Annotated in this window: 19 protein-coding genes and 1 pseudogene; 12 read left to right on the top strand and 8 right to left on the bottom strand. The window is 72.6% G+C overall.

Going from position 1 to position 15121, the window contains the following annotated elements:
• Positions 1-2: 2 nt before the first annotated feature.
• Positions 3-692 (bottom strand): NADPH-dependent F420 reductase, encoded by a 690-nt coding sequence (locus E4P38_RS07100; RefSeq protein ID WP_135131069.1) that lies wholly within the window; start codon positions 690-692, stop codon positions 3-5.
• A gap of 58 nt (positions 693-750) precedes the next feature.
• Entirely contained in the window at positions 751-1086 is a 336-nt protein-coding gene (locus tag E4P38_RS07095; protein WP_135131068.1) for a hypothetical protein, read from the bottom strand.
• A gap of 152 nt (positions 1087-1238) precedes the next feature.
• Between E4P38_RS07095 and E4P38_RS07090 the strand changes: the two genes are divergently transcribed.
• From E4P38_RS07090 to E4P38_RS07075, 4 genes are read left to right on the top strand one after another with little or no spacing between them, the layout of a single operon-like run.
• Positions 1239-2363: a Vms1/Ankzf1 family peptidyl-tRNA hydrolase gene (locus E4P38_RS07090; RefSeq protein ID WP_135131067.1), complete on the top strand. Its 1125-nt coding sequence runs from the start codon at positions 1239-1241 to the stop codon at positions 2361-2363.
• Between the two features lie 31 nt (positions 2364-2394).
• Positions 2395-2652: a DUF2795 domain-containing protein gene (locus tag E4P38_RS07085; RefSeq protein WP_135131066.1), complete on the top strand. Its 258-nt coding sequence runs from the start codon at positions 2395-2397 to the stop codon at positions 2650-2652.
• Positions 2653-2662: 10 nt separating this feature from the next.
• Positions 2663-2896: a hypothetical protein gene (locus E4P38_RS07080; protein WP_245160854.1), complete on the top strand. Its 234-nt coding sequence runs from the start codon at positions 2663-2665 to the stop codon at positions 2894-2896.
• A gap of 12 nt (positions 2897-2908) precedes the next feature.
• A complete protein-coding gene (locus E4P38_RS07075; RefSeq protein ID WP_135131064.1) occupies positions 2909-3295 on the top strand; it encodes a thioesterase family protein in 387 nt (128 codons plus the stop codon).
• A 3-nt stretch (positions 3296-3298) separates the two neighbouring features.
• Here E4P38_RS07075 and ddaH read toward each other — a convergent pair whose 3' ends face one another.
• Positions 3299-4147 (bottom strand): dimethylargininase, encoded by an 849-nt coding sequence (gene ddaH / locus E4P38_RS07070; protein ID WP_245160853.1) that lies wholly within the window; start codon positions 4145-4147, stop codon positions 3299-3301.
• 154 nt (positions 4148-4301) lie between these two features.
• Here ddaH and E4P38_RS07065 point away from each other — a divergent pair, with 154 nt between their 5' ends.
• The 3 genes from E4P38_RS07065 to E4P38_RS07055 are packed head-to-tail and all read left to right on the top strand — an operon-like array spanning position 4302 to position 6113.
• Entirely contained in the window at positions 4302-4739 is a 438-nt protein-coding gene (locus E4P38_RS07065; RefSeq protein WP_135131063.1) for an Lrp/AsnC family transcriptional regulator, read from the top strand.
• Positions 4740-4752: 13 nt separating this feature from the next.
• Positions 4753-5637: an alpha/beta hydrolase gene (locus tag E4P38_RS07060; RefSeq protein ID WP_135131062.1), complete on the top strand. Its 885-nt coding sequence runs from the start codon at positions 4753-4755 to the stop codon at positions 5635-5637.
• A 53-nt stretch (positions 5638-5690) separates the two neighbouring features.
• The gene (locus tag E4P38_RS07055) at positions 5691-6113 is read left to right on the top strand and encodes a ChaB family protein (RefSeq protein ID WP_135131061.1); all 423 of its coding nucleotides are present in this window, start codon (positions 5691-5693) and stop codon (positions 6111-6113) included.
• Positions 6114-6131: 18 nt separating this feature from the next.
• On the opposite strand, the gene E4P38_RS07050 is transcribed toward E4P38_RS07055, so the two are convergent.
• Both E4P38_RS07050 and E4P38_RS07045 read right to left on the bottom strand, forming a co-directional pair.
• Positions 6132-7442, bottom strand: coding sequence for a M24 family metallopeptidase (locus E4P38_RS07050; protein ID WP_135131060.1), 1311 nt, complete (start codon positions 7440-7442; stop codon positions 6132-6134).
• A gap of 81 nt (positions 7443-7523) precedes the next feature.
• Positions 7524-8594 (bottom strand): GGDEF domain-containing protein, encoded by a 1071-nt coding sequence (locus E4P38_RS07045; RefSeq protein WP_245160852.1) that lies wholly within the window; start codon positions 8592-8594, stop codon positions 7524-7526.
• 222 nt (positions 8595-8816) lie between these two features.
• Between E4P38_RS07045 and E4P38_RS07040 the strand changes: the two genes are divergently transcribed.
• On the top strand, positions 8817-9290 hold the full coding sequence (locus tag E4P38_RS07040) for a cupin domain-containing protein (RefSeq protein WP_135131059.1): 474 nt from the start codon (positions 8817-8819) through the stop codon (positions 9288-9290).
• A 15-nt stretch (positions 9291-9305) separates the two neighbouring features.
• Here the strand turns inward: E4P38_RS07040 and E4P38_RS07035 are convergent, their stop codons facing one another.
• Positions 9306-10145, bottom strand: coding sequence for an alpha/beta hydrolase (locus E4P38_RS07035; protein ID WP_135131058.1), 840 nt, complete (start codon positions 10143-10145; stop codon positions 9306-9308).
• A gap of 150 nt (positions 10146-10295) precedes the next feature.
• Here E4P38_RS07035 and E4P38_RS07030 point away from each other — a divergent pair, with 150 nt between their 5' ends.
• The 4 genes and pseudogenes from E4P38_RS07030 to E4P38_RS23465 form a co-directional block, all read left to right on the top strand.
• Positions 10296-10478, top strand: coding sequence for a hypothetical protein (locus tag E4P38_RS07030; RefSeq protein ID WP_135131057.1), 183 nt, complete (start codon positions 10296-10298; stop codon positions 10476-10478).
• 89 nt (positions 10479-10567) lie between these two features.
• On the top strand, positions 10568-11260 hold the full coding sequence (gene npdG, locus E4P38_RS07025) for an NADPH-dependent F420 reductase (RefSeq protein WP_135131056.1): 693 nt from the start codon (positions 10568-10570) through the stop codon (positions 11258-11260).
• A gap of 19 nt (positions 11261-11279) precedes the next feature.
• On the top strand, positions 11280-12023 hold the full coding sequence (locus E4P38_RS07020; protein ID WP_135131055.1) for a helical backbone metal receptor: 744 nt from the start codon (positions 11280-11282) through the stop codon (positions 12021-12023).
• 25 nt (positions 12024-12048) lie between these two features.
• Positions 12049-12351, top strand: a pseudogene (locus tag E4P38_RS23465) (DUF2784 domain-containing protein); the annotation flags it as partial.
• A gap of 40 nt (positions 12352-12391) precedes the next feature.
• On the opposite strand, the gene panB reads toward E4P38_RS23465, so the two are convergent.
• Both panB and E4P38_RS07005 read right to left on the bottom strand, forming a co-directional pair.
• Positions 12392-13222: a 3-methyl-2-oxobutanoate hydroxymethyltransferase gene (gene panB, locus E4P38_RS07010; RefSeq protein WP_135131054.1), complete on the bottom strand. Its 831-nt coding sequence runs from the start codon at positions 13220-13222 to the stop codon at positions 12392-12394.
• Positions 13219-15057: an NAD+ synthase gene (locus E4P38_RS07005; RefSeq protein WP_209308983.1), complete on the bottom strand. Its 1839-nt coding sequence runs from the start codon at positions 15055-15057 to the stop codon at positions 13219-13221. The genes panB and E4P38_RS07005 overlap by 4 nt, the downstream gene beginning before the upstream one ends.
• Between the last annotated feature and the right edge of the window lie 64 nt (positions 15058-15121).

Raw genomic sequence — 15121 nt, 5'->3', positions numbered from 1 at the left:
CATCACGCGTCCGAGGGGCGAACCGCTACGTCCAGCCGCTCCTTCAGCGCCTCCGCGGTGGCCTGGTGGCCGGGGCCGGGGAACTCTGTGCCCGGAGCGACGTAGGGGGCGCCGTACGCCGGGGTGTCGGGCTGGTAGCGCCAGCCCTCCGACAGCGGGCCGACGTCGACGGCGTCGTACCCGATCGAGTCGAGGAACTCCACCACGGACCTCTTGGCTGCGTCGTCGTTCCCCGCGACCGCGATCGCGGAACGGTCCGAACTCCCTGCCGGGCGCTGCAGGCTGCCGAGGTGGCCGTACTGGATGTTGTTGAACGCCTTCACGACGCGGGAGTCCGGCAGGTGCGCCTGGAGCAGCTCGCTGCTCGTCGTCGACCCGTCGTCCAGCTCGGCGATGTGCCCGTCGCGCTGGGAGTAGTAGTTGTTGGTGTCGATGACGACCGTGCCGCGCAGCGGCTCGACGGGTACCTCGCGGTAGGCCTTCAGCGGGATGGTCACCACGACGATGTCGCCGGCTGCCGCGGCGTCGGCCGGTGTGGCGGCTCGTGCGTGCGGTCCGAGCCGCTGCACGAGCTCGGCGAGCGTCTCGGGGCCACGGCTGTTGCTGAGCACGACGTCGTGGCCGGCGTCGACCGCCAGCCGCGCCAGCGTGCCGCCGATGTGTCCGCTGCCGATGAATCCGATGGTCGTCATCTACCCGGAAAGCCCCGCGCCGGAGAAGCCATTCCCGGCGGGATGACTGCTCAGGCCCTCATCTGGGCTGGGCCGGATTCGTGGGGTCCCCGTGGGCGGGCGGGTTCACGGGCGGGCCGCTGGTGGCCTCGGACGCCTTGGACCCACCAGCCGGCTCGGGGGCTGCCTCGGGCGCCGGTGCGCCGGGATCACCGCCCGACGGCTGTGCCCCCGCCCGCAGGCCGGAGAGCCTGCTCTGCATCACCGTGACCACCTGGATGCGGTTGGCGTGCGCCCGCTCGTAGGACAGGAGGGTGTTCAACGCCTCGGCGTCGAGCGTGCGGATCCGGGAGGTCAGCGACCCGACGGGCAGATGGTCGTAGTCGGGCAGCGGCAGGTCTCGCTCTGCGGGCACGGCTGGTCCTCTCTCCAGGATCCAGGATCTCGGTCCCGACCGCCTACCCGTGGCCGGGGGGATCACACACCGGGTGTGAGGACACGGTCGATGGGTAGGCGGCGACGGAGAGAGCGTCGGGCGCCGACCGATCGACGGAGGAGTTCCCCTACATGGACGTGTCCTTCCTGAAGCCGGTGTTCGCCGCCAGCGGACCCTTCGCCACCGTCTGCGCCGACGTCACGCACACCACCGCGACCGCCGACGCCGAGCTCGACCTGCGCGTCCGGGCGATCACCGCACGGCTGACCGAGCAGGGCGCCCCCGAACCGGTCGTGGAGGCCGTGCGGAGCCGGCTGCTGGAGGGGAACGAGGGCGGTGAGGCCGGCACGCTGAAGGGCCGGGCCCTCGTCGTGGCCGCCGACGCGACCGTCGTCCTGGATCAAGCGCTCGTCGACGCGCCCACGCGTGAGGTCGCCGACTGGTCAGCGCATCCGGACCTGCTGCCGGTGCTGCGCCAATTGCCGGGTCGGGTCCCGCACATCGTCGTCCTGACCGACCGCACGGGAGCGGACATCACCTTCATGGGCGGGCCCGGCCAGGCGCACGAGGAGGAGACCGTCAACGGGGACACGTTCCAGATCCACAAGTTCCCCGGCGGCGGGTGGTCCCAGCACCGCTACCAGCACAACGTCGAGAACAACTGGATCGCCAACGCCGACGACGTCGCCGCGCGGATCGCCTCGATGGCCCGGCGGCTCTCACCGGTGTTCGTGCTGGTGGCGGGTGACGTCCGCGCCCGCCAGATCCTCACCGACCGCGCGAGCGGCGAATGGGCCGACCTGATCGTGTCCATGGACGAGGGCGGCCGCGCGGCCGGCGCCGACCGGGAGCCCGTCGACCGGCGGATGAACGAACTCGTCGCCGAGCACGAGGCACGCGAGAGCGCCCAGGTGCTCGAACAGCTCGATGCCGCGGGTGCCCACGGTCTGGCGGTGCGGGGCAGCGGGCCCGTCGTCGAGGCGCTGCGCAAGGGGCAGGTGGAGACGCTCGTCCTCAGCGATGAGCCCGCGGACGCGACGCTCCTGGTCGGCCGGACGCCGATCGAGCTCGGCGCCGACCAGCGCGACATGGACGCGCTCGGCACCCACGGCGAGGTCGTACCGGCCGACCGGGCACTGCTCGCGGCCGCCGCCGCCACCGATGCCGGCGTCGTCGTCGCGCCGGCGTCGGCCCTGCCGGCCGACGTCCCCGTCGCCGCGGTCCTCCGCTACGCCGACGCCACCACCGACCAGTGACCCCCGTACCGACCGAAGGAGACAGAACCCCGTGAGCGACCCGCACCAGCCCGCCACTCCGACCGGCACCGACCCGGCCGACATCGAGCGTCGATCGGCCCTTGCCGAGGTCCTCGGAAAGGAGGTGTGGCCGGCCGATCGCGACCGGTTGATCGCCAAGGCGCAGGAGGCGACCGCGCCGGACGCCGTCATGGCGCAGCTGCGCCGCCTGCCCGCCGGGCAGCAGTTCGCCAACGTCCAGGACGTCGCCCAGGCCCTGGGTCTGGGCACCGAGCAGGAGCGGTTCTGAGATGCCGTCGATGAAGGAGCCCTCGCCCGAGGCGCTGGCCAACGTCACCGAGCACAACATCGAGACCCGCTCGCGGCTGCTGCCGGAGGAACAGGCCGTCGAGGGACACCCCGACCCGGCGCAGGGGGATCTCGACCCGAAGGTGCAGGCCGCAGCGATCCTCGCCGAGTCCGAGGAGCGCACGATCAACGCCGATCCCGATGACGCCCAGGGAGGTCACCGGCAGTCCGAGGACACCGTCTGACAAGGTCAGCCGGTGCGACACGAGCATTCCGTCCAGCTGCGCTGGTCCGATCCCGACTCCCTCGGCCACGTCAACCACGCGCGGGCCCTGAGCCTGCTCGAGGACGCCCGCACCGCGATGCTGGGCGACCCCGAGGGGCAGTTCCCGCTGATCCTCGCCCGGTTGGAGGCCGACTACCTGCGCCAGCTGTACTACCGGGTGGGGGAGCGGCTGGCCGTGTTCACCGGCGTCGTCCGGCTGGGCGGGAAGTCGTTCACCGTCCGGCAGGAGCTGGTCCAGGACGGCGAGGTGGCGATCCGGGCCGACATCGTCATGGTCACCTACGACTTCGCCGCCGACACCTCCCGGCCGATCAGCGACGCGGAACGCGAACGGTGGGGCCGCTACCTCGAGCCGTGATGCTCAGGCGCGGATCTCCAGCGTGCAGCATTTCACGCTGCCTCCTGCCTTGAGCAGCTCGCCGAGGTCCACGCCGACCGGCTCGTAGCCGCGCTCCCGCAGCTGGACAGCCAGGCCGAGCGCCGCGGACGGCAGGACGACGTGGCGGCCGTCGGACACCGCGTTCAGCCCGAGCACCACGGCGTCGGCCTCCGTGGCCAGGACGGCGTCCGGGAAGAGCCGCTGCAGAACGGCGCGGCTGCCCCGGCTGAACGCCTCCGGGTAGTAGGCGACGGTGCTGTCGTCGAGCACGGCCAGCGCCGTGTCCAGGTGGTAGAAGTGCGGGTCGACCAATTGCAGTGAGATCACCGGGATGCCGAACAGCTCCTGGACCTCAGTGTGGGCGCCGGGATCGGTGCGGAAACCGGTGCCGGCCAGGACCAGGTCACCGACGACCAGGAAGTCACCCTCGCCCTCGTTGACGTGCACCGGCTCGGCGACGTCCTTCAGCCCGGCGCGGGCGAGCCAGGTCAGGTAGGCCGGGCCCTCGGCCCGACGCTCGGCGTGGGTGAACCGGGCGCCCAGTGCGCGGCCCTCGATGACCAGGCCACCGTTGGCGGCGAACACCATGTCCGGCAGACCCGGCTCGGGGGTGATGACGTCCACCTGGTGCCCGAGGTCGAGGTACGTCCGACGCAGCGCGTCCCACTGCCGGAGGGCGAGCTCTCGGTCGACCCCACGGGCGACGTCCATCCACGGGTTGATCGCGTAGCTGACGTCGAAGTGTTCCGGGCGGCACATGAGGTAGCGGCGGGGTGACGCGACGCGCTCCAGCGGGGACTTCGAGCGTGGCTGGGGCAGGACAGCGGTCACCAGGAACTCCTCGGGGAAGACGAGGGCGCCGGCGGCGCCTGCTGACGACGCTATGCGGCGGGGGATTCACAAACAATCGCCTTCTGTTGCGTTGTTGGAGCCGGTATGTTGCATCAGCGACGTGTCAGCGTTGATTTATTGCGTAGGGGGAATGATGGACGTCGTCGATGGCCGGGTGATCGGCTGCCTGCTGCGCAACGCACGGGCGACCCTGGCCGAGATCGGCGCGGAGGTCCGCCTCTCGGCGCCCGCGGTCAAGCGGCGGATCGACCGGCTCGTGGCCAGCGGCGCGATCCGGGGCTTCACGGCCCAGATCGACCCCGACGTCCTCGGCTGGCAGACCGAGGCCTATGTCGAGCTCTACTGCAAGGGGACCGTGGCGCCGGAGGACCTCCGCCGGAGCCTCGAGCAGGTGCCCGAGGTCGTCGGGGCCGCGACCGTGTCGGGGCAGGCGGATGCCCTGGTGCACATGCTTGCCTCGGACGTGAAGCAGCTGGAGCGGGCGCTCGAGCGCATCCGCGACGAGCCGAACGTCGACCACACCCGCAGCGTCATCGTGCTGTCCCGGCTGATCGACCGGCCGCGCACCTGAGCAGGATGACCGCGTGACGTTCTTCGCGGGCTTCGAGGAATCGCGGGTCGACGTCGGGGGCGGCGTGGTCCTCAGAGTTCGCTCCGGCGGCGAGGGGCCGCCCGTTGTCCTGCTGCACGGCCATCCCCGCACCCACACGACGTGGCACCGCGTCGCGCCGCTGCTGGTCGCCGCCGGCCACACCGTGGTCTGCCCCGATCTGCGCGGCTACGGCCGGTCGTCCAAGCCCGAGCCCGCGCCCGACCATTCGCCGCACTCCAAGCGGGCCATGGCCGCAGACGTCGCCGCGCTGATGCAGCGCCTCGGGCACCCGTCGTTCGCCGTGGTCGGCCACGACCGGGGCAGCTACGTCGCGATGCGGACGGCGATGGACCATCCCGGCGTCGTCACCCACCTCGCCGTCCTCGACAGCATCCCGGTCGCCGAGGCGCTGGCCCGGACCGACGCCCGGTTCGCCGCTGCGTGGTGGCACTGGTTCTTCTTCGCCCAGCCCGACAAGCCGGAGCGGGCGATCCTCGCCGACCCGGCCGCCTGGTACGGCGCCCACGCGCCCGGCAAGGTCGAGGCGCTGGGGGCGGAGAACCACGCCGACTACGTCGCCGCCATCTCCGACCCGGACACCGTCCGGGCGATGCTCGAGGATTACCGGGCCGGCCTCGGCGTCGACCGCGCGGCCGACGAGGCGGACCGGGCCGCCGGACGCCGGATCGGCTGCCCGACGCTCGTGCTGTGGTCCAGCCGGGACGACCTCGAGGAGCTGTTCGGCGATCCGCTGGCCATCTGGGCGGACTGGACGACGGACCTGCGCGGTGGCGGACCGATCGACAGCGGCCACCACATGGCCGAGGACGCGCCGGAGGAACTGGCGGCCGAGCTGGGCAGATTCCTCGCGATGTGATCATTTCGGCTTCCGTGGGTAGGTGGCGCGGCAACTTTCGAGAGGGAGAGGCCATGCCCAAGACGACGAAGACCGGCAAGCCCAAGCAGGACGAGCTGCCGAGCACGCTCCAGCGCTCGGCGAAGAAGGCGCAGCGGACGTTCGCGAAGGCCTACGACGCCGCTGCCGACCAGTACGGGTCGGCCAAGCGGGCCAACCAGGTCGCCTGGTCGGCGGTCAAGCACGCCTACGAGAAGGTCGGCGACCACTGGGAGAAGAAGGACTCGATGGGGCCCAGCGACAAGCGGGCCGAACAGGGGCGCAACAGCCCGGCCAAGCCCAAGGGCGGGGTCGACGCCAACGCCACCAAGGTCCATCTGCTCAAGGTCGCCAAGAGGCTCGACATCTCCGGCCGGTCGGCCATGAAGAAGAAGCAGCTGGTCGAGGCGATCCAGAAGGCCAACAACAGGAAGACGGCGGCCGCCCGGAAGAAGTGACTCCGGCGCGCGACGCCGTCAGCGGGCCGGGACCAGGATGAGCTCGGTCTGCCGGCCGTCCAGGTAGTCCACGCCGTCACCAGTCACGGCGATGCCCTCCTCGACGGCCATCCGCACGCACTGCCCGTCCCACTCCGGCACCGGCCTGCGCACCGCGAGCTCCAGGGCGTAGACGGTGTCGGGGTGGACGGGATAGTCACCGGCCCCCGGGACGCGGTCCTGCTCGTCCCACTGGCCGATGGCGGGGCCGGCTCCGTGGCCGTGGAAGCCCACCGGGTGGGAGTAGATGTCGCCGTCGATGCCCTCGTCCGCCGCGGCCGCGCGGGCGGCGGCGAGCACGTCGTTGCCGGTGCGGCCGACGGTGAGTGCGGCCGTGGTGAGGTCCTGCATCCGGTTGGCGGTGCGCAGCGCCTCCCGCAGACCGGCCGGGGCGTCGGTCTCCCCGGGCCGGAGGACGTAGGCGTTGCGCTGGGTGTCGGTGCGCAGGCCGAGGCTGCTCAGGCCCACGTCGCAGTGCACGAGGTCGCCCGGGTCGATCACCGCGTCGTAGCCGACCGCCGGCAGCCGGGTGCCGCGCTCCGGGCTCAGGGGCACCCCTGCCCGCTGCAGCGCCACGCTCGGCTGGAACCACGGCTCGACGCCGAGGTCGTGGAAGCGCTGGCGGAGCCACCAGGCCACGTCCAGCGCCGTCGTCGTCCCGACGTCGATGACGGCGGGGGAGAAGGCCTCGTCGATCACCTCGTGGACCAGCCGGTTGAGGCCGCGGAGGGCGGCGATCTCCTCCGGCAGCCGGGTCTCCAGCCAGCCGACCACCAGGTCCTCGGCCGGCACCAGGCGCTCGGCCCAGGGGCCCAGGGCCTCGGTGAGCAGTCGGTGCTCGGTGTGCGAGAGCCCGTCGGCGAGTGCGAAGGAGGCCGAGACGTCGACACCGATCCGGGTCGGGGCGGCCTGCTCGACGATGCGGCGCACCTCGGCCCACTGCGAGGCCTCCGCGGGGAGGTCCGGTGCGTCCTCGGGTGACCACGCGGGCACGAACTGGCCGACCGGGTAGCGGGAGACCGCGGCCGCGGTGACGCCGTCGTCGCTGCGGTGCAGGACGAGGATCGTGCGACGCCGCGCCGACAGCCAGGTCGCCGGCAGGAGGGTCGGCAGCACCGGGTCCTCGTTGTACTCGCGGCCGATGACCAGCCACAGGTCGATGCCGGCGCGGTCCATGATGCCGGGGAGGACGTCGAGCAGGCGCTGGGTGAGCCAGCGGTCGCGGACGGCCGCCTGCTCGCGCAGTGGCAGCGGAACGGCCCGAGTCGGGTCGGGCGCGACCAGCGTCATGCACCCAGCGAAGCAGATAAAGGACCTCCCCGCCCCCCGTCACTCACAAGCTCGCGACGGGACCCTGCGGGGAGGCCGACTTCAGGCCACGTCGGTGGCCGCCGGCCCCTGTCGCGTCGTGTTCTCCTGCGGCAGCGGCGCGCGGGCGCGCGGAAGCCAGAGGGAGGCAACCCGGTCGCGGCCCTGCTGCTTGGCCTCGTACATCGCGGCGTCGGCCCGGTCGACCAGTCGCCACAGCGCCTCGGCCGCGTCCTCGCCCTCGACCGGCCGGGTGAGTGCGATGCCGATCGATGCGGTCACCGCGTGCCCGTCGGCCGTGCGGCTGTCGGCGACGGCGGTCCGCAGGCGCTCGGCGAGATGTGCCGCCTCGTCCGGGTCGGCCACGAGCCCGAGGACGACGATCTCCTCCCCGCCGGTGCGGGCCAGCACGTCGGTGGGGCGGACGGTGGCCGTCAGGGACGCTGCGACCGCCCGGAGGACGGCGTCCCCGGCGGCGTGGCCGTGCGCGTCGTTGAGCCTCTTGAAGTGGTCGAGGTCGAGCATCATCGCCGCGACCCGGGTGCCGTCACGGCGGGCCTGGCGCCACATCCGCGGAGCCTGCCCGACCAGGAAGCGGCGGTTGAACAGCCCGGTCAGCGGGTCCAGGTGGCTCAGCGCCTGCGTCGCGACCAGCAGCCGCTGCACGCGCCGCCGCAGCACGAAGACTCCCAGGGCGCCCGCGTTGAGCATTCCGGCGCTGACCCCGACCTGGACGCCGAGCGCGACGGGATCGTCGTAACTGGGCCACAGGGCGACGAGGCAGACGAGCGTCGTCACCACCATGTTGACGGCGAGCTCCCAGCGGCCGAGGAACCAGGCGGCCACGAACGCGGGGAACAGGAGCATCAGGGGTGTGGCGTAGCGGACGGGATCGTCGATGCAGAAGACGACGACGAGATAGATCAGGTCGCCGAGCAGCACGAGGCCGAACATCTGCCACCGGCCGACGCGTTGACGGACCACCAGCGGGACGGCGGCCAGGACGCAGGCGGCCATCGTCGCGCCGTAGATCCAGCGCTGGGGACCCGCCCGGAGGACGTCGTCGACGAACAGGTTGATCGTGCCCATCAGTCCGCCGACCACCAGAAGCAGGGCGAGCGTCAGAGCGGCCACCCGGTGCTCCGGACCACGGCTCGGGATCGTGGCCCCCGGCACGCCGGGTCCACCGTCCGAGTCTGGCTCTGACCTGGCGATCACCGCCAAAGGATGCCGCACAACCGGCTCTTTGGGACCAGAGGGACGAAGAGTTACCCGACCGATGCGCTCCGGGTGCTGCAGATCACCCGGCGGCGGTGGCGGTTCCCGCGGTCGGACGCAGCTGCCAGGGTGGCCCGCATGTCGCACCCGGACCCCTCGCTGTTCGACGTCCGCACCGTTGCCGATCACCCGCTGATCAGCAATGGGCCGACCAGTTCACTCCGGCTGGTCGTCCCCGGTTCGGCGACCGCCGGCCGGTACGGCCTGTTCGAGTACCGGGTGGCCCCGCACAGCCCCGGCGCGGCGCCGCACGTCCACTCCACGTTCTCGGAGTCCTTCTACGTGCTCTCCGGGCGCCTCACCGTCTACCACGGCGGGGACTGGCAGCCCTACGTCCCGGGCGACTACGCGCTCGTGCACGAGGGTGGCGCGCACGGCTTCCGCAACGACGGCGACGAGGAGGCGGCCTTCCTCATCCTCTTCGCGCCCGGCATCGCCCGGGAGCAGTTCTTCTTCGAGATGGCCGAACTGCGCCGCAGCGGGCGCACGCTGTCCCCGGAGGAGATGACCGCGTTCTACGCCCGGCACGACCAGGTGATGGTCGACGGCTGAGCGTCGCACGGCGCGTCACTGCAGGAAGTCCCGCAGCGTCCGCACGAACCACTCCGGGTCGTCGAGCCACGGGGAGTGCCCGCCGCCCGGTTGCACGGCGAGCTGGGCATGAGGGAACAGCTCGGCGTACTCGGCGGCGCGGGCCGGGGGGAGCGCGACGTCGTACTCGCCCGTCAGCAGCAGGACCGGCGCCCCGAAGGTCGCGAGCGCGGTCCGCGTGGTCTCCGGTGCCGGAAAGCCGGGCGCGTAGAAGAGGGCCCGCGCAGCCTCGTTGAACTGGTTCCCCTCCTGCGCGATGTGCTCCCGGCGGGCGGAGTCCCACCGGCCGTGCAGGAACGGGTCGATCGCCGTCCAGTCGGCGTCCGTCGCGTCGCCCGACCAGATCCGCTCGAACGCGGCGTACGCAGCCGGGAACCACGGCTCGCCCCGGCGCAGTTCGGCGACCTCCCGCCGGTCGGCGTCGCGGACTTCCACGCCCACCCCGAGGGGGCTGGGATCGATCAGCGCCAACCGGCCGATGCGGTCGGGATAGCGGGCCGCGTAGAGCAACGCGAGGGTGGCGCCGGCCGAGTGCCCCAGCACGTCGACCCGCTCCAGCCCGAGGTGCACGCGCAGCGCCTCGACGTCGTCGACCTGCCGGTCGCACCGGTAGCTGGCCGGGTCCGCCGGCTCGGCCGAGTCCCCGGTCCCGCGCAGGTCGAGCAGCGCCAGGGAACGCACGGCCGACAGCCCGCCCAGGTCACCGAGATACACCGAGGCACGCATCGGTCCACCGGGCAGGCAGACCAGCGGTGGACCGTCACCGGTCCGGTGGCAGGCCAGCCGCGTGCCGTCCGGTCCGGCGAAGGTGTCCATGCGGCGACCTTATGGGGCCCGCACAGCGCTTTTCCGGTGCCGGATCCTGCGCGGCCCGAGGGCGACGGCACGGCCGGTTCGGCGACGAACGCGGTGATCAGCCACGGGTAGCCTCCCCGTCGAGGACAACAACGCGGATGGAGTCTGACGATGGCCGAGGGTCCCTGGTTCTTCTGTCTCAAGCACCACACCGTGGAGACCCGCGACGGCTGCGCGGAGCGCCATCGCCTCGGGCCCTACGCCACGCGCGAGGAGGCCGAGCACGCCGTGGAGTCCGTCGCCGCTCGCGAGCAGGCGCTCACCGCGGAGGACCGCGCCTGGGAGGGCGACTGATCATCCCCGCCCAGCTGCCGGGCCGTCGCCGGCGCCAGGCATGATCGGCGGGGTGGCCCGGGCTGTCCGGAGCCGGTGAAGGAGAACACGTGGCCGAGCGCGCGGTCGAGGATCTGGTCGTCGGAGTGCTGGGCGGCACCGGTCCGCAGGGTCGGGGTCTGGCCGTCCGGCTGGCCGCCGCGGGCCAGCGCATCCTGCTCGGCTCCCGGGAGGCCGAGCGCGCCTCCGAGGTGGCCGCCGAGGTCGCCGGTCGCGCGGCTGCAGCCGCCGGTGGTGTCGAGGTCTCGGTCCAGGGCGGCTCCAACGTCGACGTTGCCGGCGCCGCGGACCTGGTGATCATCGCCGTCCCGTTCGCCGGGCACGCCGCCACGCTGGCCGACCTGGCCACCCCGCTCGCCGGCAAGGTCGTCATCGACTGCGTCGTCCCGATGGGCTTCGACGAACTCGGCGCCTACGTCCTCGACGTCGAGGAGGGGAGCGTCACGCAGCAGGCGGCGGCGCTGCTGCCCGACAGCCACGTCGTCGGGGCGTTCCACCACCTGTCCGCCGTCCTGCTGGAGGATCTCTCCCGGCCCACCCTCGACGGCGACGTCATGGTCGTCGGCGACGTGCGGGAGGCGACCGACCTGGCCCAGGCCCTCGCGGGGCGGCTGCCCGGCATGCGCGGCGTCTACGCCGGCCGGCTGCGCAACGCCCGCCAGGTCGAGGCGCTGACCATCAACCTCGTGTCGGTCAACCGCCGGTACAAGGTGCACGCCGGCGTCCGGGTCACCGACGTCTGAGCACTTGCTCCCTGGTCACGTGGACGACCGCGGGACGGCGTACTCCGGTGCGCCGCCCCGAACGGTCGTCAGCCTCGTCCCGTCGCTGACCGAGGCGATCGCCGCCACGGACGCCGGTCTGCTGGTCGGCGCCACCGACTGGTGCACGCACCCGGCGGGGCTCGACGTCGCCCGCGTCGGCGGCACCAAGTGGCCCGACCTGGACCGCGTCCGCGACCTGGCCCCCGACCTCGTGGTGGCCAACGCGGAGGAGAACCGGGACGAGGACGTCGCCGCGCTCCGGGCCGCCGGTATCCCGGTGTGGGTCACTGCCCCGGCCACCGTCGACCAGGCGCTGACCTCCCTCGACCGGCTGTGCGCCGTGCTGGACCGGCCACACCCGACCTGGCTGGTCGACGTCCACGAGGTGTGGGCGGATCCGCCGCGGATCCCGCCAGCCACCGCCGTGATCCCGATCTGGCGGCGTCCGTGGATGGTGCTCGGCCGGGACACGTTCGCCGGCGACGTCCTGACCCGGCTCGGCGTCCGGAACGTGTTCGCCGACTCCGCCGACCGCTACCCGCGGCTGGCGAAGGACGATCCGGCCGCCGTGGCAGCCGACCTGGTGATCTTCCCGGACGAGCCCTACGCGTTCACCCCCGACGACGGCCCCGAGGCCTGGCCGCAGTGCCGGCCGGCCTTCGTCAGCGGCCGGCACCTCACCTGGTACGGCCCCTCGCTGGCCGAGGCGCCGGCGGTCCTGATCGCGCAGCTCGCCGGCTGACCGCCGGACGGATCACACTTCGTGCGTGCTCCTCGCCGGTGCGGTCGCGGTGGTCCACGGGGCCGCCGTCCTGTTCATGCTGACCGGCTCGCTGCTCGCGCTGCGGTGGCCGCGGGTGCTGTGGCTGCACGTCCCGGTGAGCCTGGCGATCCTCGGGCTGTACCTCACCGGCTCCGACTGCCCGCTGACGACGTGGGAGCTGGCCCTGCGCGAGCAGGCCGGCGGGCCCGGCTACGACGGCGGTTTCATCGGCCACTACCTGACCGAGCCGCTGGGCTTCCCGATCGAGGCGACGTCCACCCAGGTGGGCATCTACCTGGTTGCCTTCCTGCCGAACCTGATCGGCTACGGGCTGCTCGCCATCCGGGCTACTCGAACGAGTGCTCGGGACCCGGGAACACCCCGCCACGGACGTCGTCGGCGTACTCCTTCGCCGCCCGCAGCAGCTCGCCGCGCAGGTCGGCGTACTTCTTCACGAACTTCGGCACCCGACCGCCGTTGAGCCCGGCCATGTCCGGCCACACGAGCACCTGGGCGTCGCAGTCGACGCCTGCGCCGATGCCGATCGTGGGGATCGACAGCTCCTTGGTCACCTGACCGGCGATCTCCGCCGGGACCATCTCCAGGACGACGGCGAAAGCACCGGCCTCCTGGACGGCGTGCGCGTCGGCGAGCAGCTGATCGGCGCCGGCGCCGCGGCCCTGCACCCGGAAGCCGCCCAGGGCGTGCTCGCTCTGCGGCGTGAAGCCGACGTGCGCCATGACCGGGATGCCGGAGTCGTTCAGCAGCTTGATCTGGGGGGCGACCCGCTCACCGCCCTCGAGCTTGACCGCCTGCGCGCCCCCCTCCTTCATGAACCGGACGGCGGTCTCGAACGCCTGCTGCGGCCCGGACTCGTAGCTGCCGAACGGCAGGTCGGCGACGATCAGCGACCGCTTCGTCGAGCGGGTGACCGCCTTGGTCATGAGCAGGAGGTCGTCGACCGTCACCGGCACGGTGCTGCTGTAGCCGAGGACGACGTTGCCGGAGGAGTCGCCGACCAGCATCACCGGGATGCCGGCCTCCTCGAAGATGGCGGCGCTGTAGGTGTCGTAGGCGGTGAGCATCGCCCACTTCTCGCCGCGCTCCTTGGCCTGCTGCAGGTGGTGCACCCGCACGCGGGCGGAGGACTGCCCGCCGTAGAGAACCGACTCGGTCATGAGTGCTCTGCTCCTTCGCGGACCGTGGGCGGGGTCTCCCGCCACCGGTTGGTGATCGGCAGCCGCCGATCCCGGCCGAACGCCTTCAGGCTGATCTTCGTTCCGGGCGCGGACTGCCGGCGCTTGAACTCCGCCGTGTCCACCAACCGCAGCACCTTCGCGACCACCGCAGCGTCGTGGCCGCGTTCCAGGAGCTGGGCCAGGCCCAGGTCGCGGTCGACGTAGTCGGCGATGACGGCGTCCAGGACCTCGTAGGGAGGCAGCGAGTCGCTGTCCACCTGACCGGGCGCGAGCTCGGCCGACGGCGGCTTGTCGATGCAGTTCTGCGGGATGGGCGGGGTCTCACCGCGGTTGACGGCGGAGAGGTTCCGCCACCGCGCCAGCTCCCAGACCAGGGTCTTCAGCACGTCCTTGATCGGCGCGAAGCCGCCCGCCGAGTCGCCGTAGAGGGTGGAGTAGCCGACGGCGACCTCGCTCTTGTTGCCGGTCGTGAGCAGCAGGTGCCCGTGCTGGTTGGACAGCCCCATGAGGAGCGTGCCCCGCACCCGGGCCTGCAGGTTCTCCGCGGCCACGCCGCTGAGCTCCACGCACGAGTGGTAGGCGTCGACCATCGGCGCGATCGGCACCACCTGGTAGTGGACGCCGAGCCGCTCCGCGAGGTCCTCGGCATCGGTCAGCGAGTGGTCGCTGGACCACTTCGACGGGAGCCCGACGCCGTACACCCGGTCGGACCCGAGCGCGTCCACCGCGAGCGTGGCCACGATCGCCGAGTCGATGCCGCCGGACAGGCCGAGGACCACCGACGGCAGGCCGTTCTTGTCGATGAAGTCGCGCAGGCCCAGGACGAGGGCCCGCCAGACCTCCTCGTGGTCGCTCAGCGGCTTCACGATCGTCGACGGCCTGCGCTCGAAGGCGGCCACCGGCTCCTCCGACACGACGTGCCGCGAGACCGTCATCGGACCGATCCGGCCCTCCCGCCGCTCGGGCACGGACCCGGGGCGGATGTCGAGGTCGACCGTCAGCAGGTGCTCGACGAACTGCGGCGCGCGGGCCAGCAGCTCGCCGTCCCCGGCGACCACGAGCGAGTCGCCGTCGAAGACCAGCTCGTCCTGCCCGCCGATCTGGTTGCAGTACACGATCGGGGCGTGGGCCTCGGCGGCGCGGCGGCGGACCAGCGGCAGCCGCAGGTCGTCCTTCGCCCGCTCGTACGGGGAGGCGTTGGGGGAGACCACCAGGTCCACCCCGGCCTGGCCCGCGACGCCGCACGGGCCGCCCTCGACCCAGAGGTCCTCGCAGATCGTCAGCGCGACGTCCACGCCGTGCAGCCGCACGATCGGCAGCTCGGTGCCCGGCACGAAGTAGCGGGCCTCGTCGAAGACGCCGTAGTTCGGCAGGTGCCGCTTGTAGTAGCGGGCCACGACCTCGCCGCCGTGGAGGAGCGCGGCGGCGTTGCGCGGGGCCCCGCGCCGGGGGTTGGCGTCGCCCGGCTGGTCGTCGTCCGTCGGCGGCTCGTCGACCGGTGCCGGGCCGCTGCCCTCGGTGTGCGCCAGGTAGCCGACGACGACGGCGGTCCCGCCCAGGCCGTCGTCGGCCAGCTGGGTCGCGAGGTCGACGAGGGCCTGCTCGCTGGCGTGCGCGAAGGACTCCCGCAGGACCAGGTCCTCGGCCGGGTATCCGGTGAGGGTCATCTCCGGGAAGACGACGAGGTGGACGCCGTCCCCGGCGGCCTTCGCCGTCCACGAGCGCACCAGGTCGGCATTGCCGGCCAGGTCACCGACCCGCGTGTCGACCTGGGCCAGGCCCACCCGCAACTGCACCGACTGCTGATCGTTCACGGGTCCATCCTCGTCTCGGTCCCGCGGTGACGGCGAGGTGGGGAGCGTAGACGGCGCACCCCCA

The sequence above is a fragment of the Blastococcus sp. CT_GayMR16 genome (assembly GCF_004570875.1).
Lineage (GTDB): Bacteria > Actinomycetota > Actinomycetes > Mycobacteriales > Geodermatophilaceae > Blastococcus_B.
Note: the sequence above shows the minus strand (reverse complement) of the source record. Positions and strands in the feature narration are given on the sequence as shown.

Excerpts from the sequence above, each read along its gene's own strand:
- E4P38_RS07055 (WP_135131061.1), top strand. The coding sequence starts at position 5,691 with ATGCCCAAGACGACGAAGACCGGCAAGCCCAAGCAGGACGAGCTGCCG.
- panB (WP_135131054.1), bottom strand. The coding sequence starts at position 13,222 with ATGACCGAGTCGGTTCTCTACGGCGGGCAGTCCTCCGCCCGCGTGCGG.
- E4P38_RS07035 (WP_135131058.1), bottom strand. The coding sequence starts at position 10,145 with ATGGACACCTTCGCCGGACCGGACGGCACGCGGCTGGCCTGCCACCGG.
- E4P38_RS07050 (WP_135131060.1), bottom strand. The coding sequence starts at position 7,442 with ATGACGCTGGTCGCGCCCGACCCGACTCGGGCCGTTCCGCTGCCACTG.
- E4P38_RS07065 (WP_135131063.1), top strand. The coding sequence starts at position 4,302 with ATGGACGTCGTCGATGGCCGGGTGATCGGCTGCCTGCTGCGCAACGCA.
- E4P38_RS07030 (WP_135131057.1), top strand. The coding sequence starts at position 10,296 with ATGGCCGAGGGTCCCTGGTTCTTCTGTCTCAAGCACCACACCGTGGAG.
- E4P38_RS07040 (WP_135131059.1), top strand. The coding sequence starts at position 8,817 with ATGTCGCACCCGGACCCCTCGCTGTTCGACGTCCGCACCGTTGCCGAT.
- E4P38_RS07100 (WP_135131069.1), bottom strand. The coding sequence starts at position 692 with ATGACGACCATCGGATTCATCGGCAGCGGACACATCGGCGGCACGCTG.
- E4P38_RS07080 (WP_245160854.1), top strand. The coding sequence starts at position 2,663 with ATGAAGGAGCCCTCGCCCGAGGCGCTGGCCAACGTCACCGAGCACAAC.
- E4P38_RS07090 (WP_135131067.1), top strand. The coding sequence starts at position 1,239 with ATGGACGTGTCCTTCCTGAAGCCGGTGTTCGCCGCCAGCGGACCCTTC.